Genomic DNA, 6,239 nt, shown 5'->3' with positions numbered 1-6,239 from the left:
CGCGCCGAAGTTCAAGTACACGCCGTTGGAACCGCTGACCGCTGAAGACCAGCTGTACCCGCTGTTGCCGACGTGCATCAATCCGCCATCCTGGCCGTTGTTGCCTGAGTCGCGGAAGCCCGGGGCGGGATACCAAGCACGAACCGCTCCGCTCGTCGGGACGTAATACCGACCGTTAGTCAGATAGTAATCTGCCGCTTCACTTTGAGCGCCCTGTTCATAGTAGAGGAATGTCCCGGCATTGGCAGCGGTACGCGTGAAGTCGCTCCACGTGCCGTTCGGGGCGATCCGCCAGCCTTCCGGACACGGGTCGTAAGCGCTCTTTCCTGCGCCGTCACCCCACAAAGTGTTATCCTGGTTCGCAGCAGCGGTCGCATACCAGTCATAAGGCGTAGCGGAACTGAAAATAAACGACAACGGGTTTTTCACCGAATATTCCAAAGTATTGTTGTTTTTAACAACACCCGAAGTCGTGATATTCACTTTCTTATACCCGGTTCCGTCTTCCGGAAGTACGGTAGTTCCTTTGTAAATCGGAATGGTAGTAGCGGCGGTCACTTTAACAGTCGTACTGGTTGCACGCGGGAACGGGTCTTTACGTCCCCATTGGTAGAACATACCGAATGCCTGCTGAGCGGTCATATCGTTTGCGGCAGGTACCGTCGTGTAGGTTTTCGTGGCCCCGAGGTTCCGGTCCATGATGACCCGCAATGCGCCGCCGCCCTGTGCTTTCTGGAATTCGGTTCCGTAAGTATGCACTTCACCAGGTCCAGGTACCGACGCTTTCGAGTTGAGACCCAACCCGTAAACTTTGTGGCCGTCCGGATGATACGGGGTCACCCAAACATGCCAGCTCCAGAGAATATTCCCGCCGGTAGCAGCGTCATACATAGCCACCACTGCGTTCCCTGCCGTGGCATTCGTGGATTTCACGGTAAACAGACCCAAGGTCTTGTCGTCTGTCTGACCCGGTTCGTTGTAGCTGATCGTCACGTAGTTGGCTGCGTTCACATCCTGCCACAGCACTTCGACACGCCATGTCTTATTGGTCAGTAAGGTGGTCAGCGCCGCTGAGGTGGTGAACTTATTGGCCAGACATTTGCGCACGTCGAAAGTCACTGTCCCTCCGTTCGGGGTAAGCATCGCGCTGTTGTTATCATCGAATTTTTCGACGGTAATCCGTTTGTCGGCGGTACTGGTACCCTGGATGTTGACGGTCACTGTGTAAACGTTGTTCCGTTTTACGTTGAAGTCGCCTTTGTTCGTCGTGGGGTCACCCAAGAGAATGGTGTAAACGGCTTTTTCGCACTTGGCGGTGGTTTTCAGCGTCCCTTTGATTTCGATATAGGTGGCTTTGCCGTCGGTCTTGTCCAACGTCCGGTCGCCCACGCCGGCAACTCCGGAAATCACATTCCGCAGGTTTTCAGGCATGTACCAAACGAATTTCTTATAAGCTCCGTCGGTAGCCGCAGTGCTGAGATTTTCGGCCGGATAGTCGAGGTGGCTCCCTGTCGCTGAGGCCGGGAAAATGCCGGTGGTCGGCTCGGCGCAGAAGTAGATGTTGGCCGGGACGTTCTTCAACCGTACGCCGGTCACGGTGAAGCCGGTGAAGCTGTTGTCGACTTTATACTTGAGGATCACTTTGGCTACCAGCCGCTTCATCGATACGTTACCGATCGCTGCGGCGGACGATACTTTGCCTGTGTAAACCCCGAGCATCGGCAGCCCGCTCGCGGCGGTGGGCTTGTACTCGTTGGTGTAGCTCTTCACTGTCTTGGCGAGCGTGTTGATGTTGGCGGCGTTGCTGCCGTTGAAGAAGCTGGCCGAACCGGTGTTGGCAATAAAGAAGACTTTACCGCCGGCATCGTCGTAGGTGGTCAGGTTGACGGAAAGGTTGTAGGTGGCGTCGACGCCGCTTGCCGTCCCTGCTGTCGGGATGTCGTCGGTGTAGTAGGGCTGTCCGATCAGCGCCCCGTTTTTATCGAATTGAATGGCCCATACGTCGAAGACTGCCGCATCCTGGGCAGGATTGGTCAGTTCGGTGGTGGATTTGGTGTCGGCTTCGCCGTAGGTCACTTCCATCCCGTCGCCTTTGGCGGCTGCGGTTTTGGTAAGCGAGGCTTCGCTGACCGGGCCGAACGACCCGCTGAGGGCTTCCGGTGTCAACGATACGTGAACGGGCAATGCGTTGGGCTTCCCGTAGACGTCCGGCACCTGAAGTTCTGATTTACTGCACGACGCAAGGGTGATACCCACCGCTGCGACCGCGAAAATCATTAATCTTTTCATTGGTTTGTTTATTTGTTTTGTATCGTGTTTGTTCTTTTTATCGTGTTTATCGTGAGGGGGCTCGTGAGGAGGCTGTTCCCCCATCGGGGATGTCTTGTCCCGGGTATCCTTACGGGATTATTTCCCGATGTCTGTCCCGGCGTTGACCTGACCCCACGTATCTACTCGTCCGGAGCCGTTGGAGCCTGCAAAGTCGCTGTTCTCGCCGACTTGTCCCCAGCTCCCGACCTGTGGTGTGCCGGATATTTTGTCCGGGTTGCCGCCCATGGCGTTGTCGCCGCCGACTTGTCCCCAATTGCCTACCTGTCCCGGACCGTTCGGGCCTGCCACGTCGGTGTTCCCGGGATCGACCTGTCCCCAGTTTCCTACTTGTCCTGCTCCGTTCGGCCCGAGGAAATCGGCGGGCAGGGCGACACTTGTCCAAGTACCTACCTGCAAGGGTGCGGTTACCTGATCGGTATTGCCGCCCATGCTGCCGCTCCAGTCCACACCGCCCCAGCTCCCGATCAATATGGAGCTGTTATCGGCCCCCATATTCGGGTCGTTCTGCGCGACTTGGTTCCACGGAACGATGTTCAACACCAAATCCACGCTCCCTTGTTTGACACGTGCGGTGAAGGTGTAGTTGCGTCCTTTCAAAAAAGCCATATCCGGAAGATCGGCTTTCAACAGGTAGCGGGTCTTGTTGACTTTGATGTAGAATTCGGCGGGCACTTTCTTCCCGGTGCTTTTCGGCAGAAATATCCCGGAACCGGAAGCTCCGTCTCCTTTTTGCGCCGCATTGAGATAGGCGAATGTCCGTATCACACCGCTGTCGTTTGTCCCGCCGACGGTCGATGCGAGGTCGCTGCCGATCGTATAATCCGCCGCCGGTGAGGTCGCCATGTTGTGCATCACGACGCTGTCGGCGAACAGGCTGTCGCTGGTCAGTCCGCCGTTGGCGGCTGTAACGGGTTCGATGCGGAAGGTCGTCTTCGCGCATTCGTGCTCGAAGGGCAAGGCTACGGTGTTCGCTGAGCGGCTGATGGTCTGGCTCCCGACGTATGCTCCCATGAAATCTTCACCGTGCCCGACCCCTTTTACCGTCCGGTTGTCGGATTCCAGCTTCCGCGCCGTGGAGTAGGCGTAAAAGTCGTATGTCCCGTTGTGCAGCTCCATGGTCTTCGCGCCCGATGCGCCGGAGTCGCTGCCGTCGTCGTTCACGAAGCACGGCACGAAGCTGCCGTCGCTCTCCACGCGGTAGGTGGCGCTCGCTTTCCAGGTGTCGTTCGGCAAGTCCGGGGCGGCCTGACCTGCGGCCCCCCGCTGGTAGGCTACCACGCGCACGGTGCTCCCGGCGGCCAAAGGGCCGCTTGCGCCTGCTTTCGTCGCGGCTGCCTCCACGGTGTTCCCGCTCTGAAACCGTACTGCAAAAAGTCCTTCCGAAAATTCTTCCGACGCATGGCGCTGACAGCCTCCAACTGTCAATAACACCGCTGCAATCAGTAAATACTGCTTCATCATTCGTACTTATCTGCGTTCGCCAATCTCACAAAACACTGCAAACCAAACGGTTGCAGAACCTTACCTTCCAATTAACCGTTCGATTAATTGTAAGGGTAAATCAGCCTTGCACACAAGCCTTTGAAAGCTCGCATTTATCATGTCAGAAATTGACGATATTCACTTGATGAGGGGATATTTAAGTCAGTTTTTGTTTGGTGGTTACAATTTCCTTTTATACATTTGTGACATTATTAGTAATTAATCGAACGGTTAATTGAAAGGGTACTTTTTACCAACAAAAAGTCCCGATTATAGCGCTATTTACTATATACAGACTTTTAGAAATGATTGTACGTATTTATATTCCATATTATTCATTATTTAATTTATCGCTATGGTTATCGCTTATCTTAGAGTCAGTACCGAGAAACAGCATCTCGAAAATCAACAGCTGGAAATCAAAAAATTCGCGGAAAAACGCGGAATCACAATCGACAAGTGGGTCACGGAGGTGGTCAGCGGAAAAACGAAACGAAACGAAACGAAAGACGACTGGGAATGCTGATCAAACGGCTCAAAAGAGGGGACACGCTGATCGTCACGGAACTCTCGCGCCTGAGCCGAACGCTGCTCGACATCATGTCTATCCTGAACATCTGCATGGAAAAAGAAATCACGATCTACAGCACCAAAGACGGCTATGCGTTCGACAACAACATCAATAGCAAGGTGCTGGCATTCGCTTTCGGATTAGTGGCGGAGATCGAACACAATCTGATCTCGCTGCGCACGAAAGAGGCGCTGGCGCTCAAAAAGGCGGAGGGAAAACGTATCGGACGACCGGTGGGGTCGCGGGTCAAACTGCAAAAACTGGTCGATGACAAAAAAAGGGTGCTCTCCCTGATCAAACAGGGAGCGTCAATCGCGCATATCTGCCGTGAATATCAGGTGTCGCGAGGGGTGTTTTACCTCTTCCGGAACCAATATGCGGTCTAATTTTCTACGATCCGAGCACGGGCGAACGGCACGGGCGGACACTCTCCCTTTCGAGTGTCCGCCCGTGCGATTTTCTGTCCCGACCGGCCGGAGGATCAGTCTTCGGAACGGCCTATGGTCTTTCCGATCAGGCAGTCGATCGAACATTTGCCCGGCCCGGCGATAAAGATCACGACGTACATCCCCAGATAGAGCAGCGGCAATTCGATACTGCCCAAACTCGTATCCGGATGGACGGTCATCGCCATGATCATGGCAAAAACAAGGGGAATGACTGCAAATCGGGTCAGCAACCCGGCTATCACCATCAAAGAGCCGCCTATTTCCACCAGGATGATCATCACGAGCGACAGCCCTACGCCCCACCCGATCGGATCGGGGAACCCCTCGCGCAAGGCTGCAAAGTTTTGTATTTTGGCGATGCCGTGCGTCAACATCATTCCGCCGACGAAAAGCCGCAGAAACAACAAAGCGAGATTGGCATACCGCTCGCTCAGCAGGAATCTGACCCAGGGATTTGAATTCGTATTCATAACAGCAGAGGTGGAATTTATATATAGGTATAGCAAAAACCGTGCAACTTACAGTCCGAATCCCAAATAAGATTTCGCATTCCGATAGCAGATGTCCTCCACCATCCGCCCCACGGCTGCCATCTCGGAGGCCGGGATCAAACCTTTTTCCATATCCCGTCCCAGTATTCCGCACAACAGCCGCCGGAAATATTCATGCCGGGGAAACGACAGGAAGCTGCGCGAGTCGGTCAGCATCCCCACAAAACGGCTCAAAAGCCCATAATTTGAAAGAATCTCGAGCTGGCGCTCCATACCGTTCAAATGATCCGAGAACCACCATGCCGCCCCGTACTGCATTTTACCGGCCACCGAGCCATCGTTGAAGTTACCGGCCATCGCGGCCATAACCTCCCCGTCCTTCGGATTGAGATTATAGCATATCGTCCGGGCAAGCAACCCGTCGCGATCCAGCCGGTCAAGAAACCGTCCCATAGTCCGCGCCACCGGCCGGTCGTCCAGCGAATCGCACCCCGCATCCGGCCCATAGTCCCGCATAAGTTTCGTCCGGTTATTGCGCAGCGGCCCCACATGGAACTGCTGCACCCATCCCTTCTCGCAGTTCATCGCCGCCAGATGGTAAAGCATGCCCGACTTGAACACAGCAGTCTCCCGTTCCGTCAGCCCCCGACCGCTGCGCAAGGCGGCAAACAGTGTTTCGAGCTGCGAATCGGTAAAATCCTCGCCGTAGAACGTATCCAGCCCGTGATCCGACACCCGGCAGCCCGCCGCCGCAAAAAAATTCAGCCGTTCGCGTAACGCATCCCACAATTCCGAGCATGTCGCAATCCGCCGCCCGGAAATTTCAGACAGTCGATCGACATAGGTATTCCAAGCGGCAACATCCTCCACCGCCATCACCCTATCCGGTCTCCACGCAGGCCACATTTCCGGATC

At 55.0% G+C, this 6,239-nt stretch carries 4 protein-coding genes and 1 pseudogene; 1 reads left to right on the top strand and 4 read right to left on the bottom strand.

Annotated elements, in window-relative coordinates:
* A partial coding sequence (locus Q0Z93_RS09455; protein ID WP_298064898.1) for a DUF4906 domain-containing protein occupies positions 1-2,289 on the bottom strand: 2,289 nt, incomplete at its 3' end.
* Between the two features lie 117 nt (positions 2,290-2,406).
* Positions 2,407-3,789, bottom strand: a complete 1,383-nt coding sequence (locus tag Q0Z93_RS09450) for a fimbrillin family protein (RefSeq protein ID WP_298064897.1) — start codon at positions 3,787-3,789, stop codon at positions 2,407-2,409.
* 379 nt (positions 3,790-4,168) lie between these two features.
* Between Q0Z93_RS09450 and Q0Z93_RS09445 the strand changes: the two are divergent.
* Positions 4,169-4,770: pseudogene (locus Q0Z93_RS09445) on the top strand (recombinase family protein).
* 95 nt (positions 4,771-4,865) lie between these two features.
* On the opposite strand, the gene Q0Z93_RS09440 reads toward Q0Z93_RS09445, so the two are convergent.
* Both Q0Z93_RS09440 and Q0Z93_RS09435 read right to left on the bottom strand, forming a co-directional pair.
* A complete protein-coding gene (locus tag Q0Z93_RS09440) occupies positions 4,866-5,303 on the bottom strand; it encodes a DoxX family protein (protein WP_298064895.1) in 438 nt (145 codons plus the stop codon).
* Between the two features lie 48 nt (positions 5,304-5,351).
* On the bottom strand, positions 5,352-6,239 hold an 888-nt coding region (locus Q0Z93_RS09435; protein ID WP_298064894.1), incomplete at its 5' end, for a glucuronate isomerase.

The sequence above is a fragment of the uncultured Rikenella sp. genome (genome assembly GCF_947628055.1).
Taxonomy (GTDB): domain Bacteria; phylum Bacteroidota; class Bacteroidia; order Bacteroidales; family Rikenellaceae; genus Rikenella.
Note: the sequence above shows the minus strand (reverse complement) of the source record. Positions and strands in the feature narration are given on the sequence as shown.

Bases quoted from the DNA above. Each gene is read 5' to 3' on its own strand.
- Q0Z93_RS09450 (WP_298064897.1), bottom strand. From the start codon at position 3,789: ATGAAGCAGTATTTACTGATTGCAGCGGTGTTATTGACAGTTGGAGGC.
- Q0Z93_RS09440 (WP_298064895.1), bottom strand. From the start codon at position 5,303: ATGAATACGAATTCAAATCCCTGGGTCAGATTCCTGCTGAGCGAGCGG.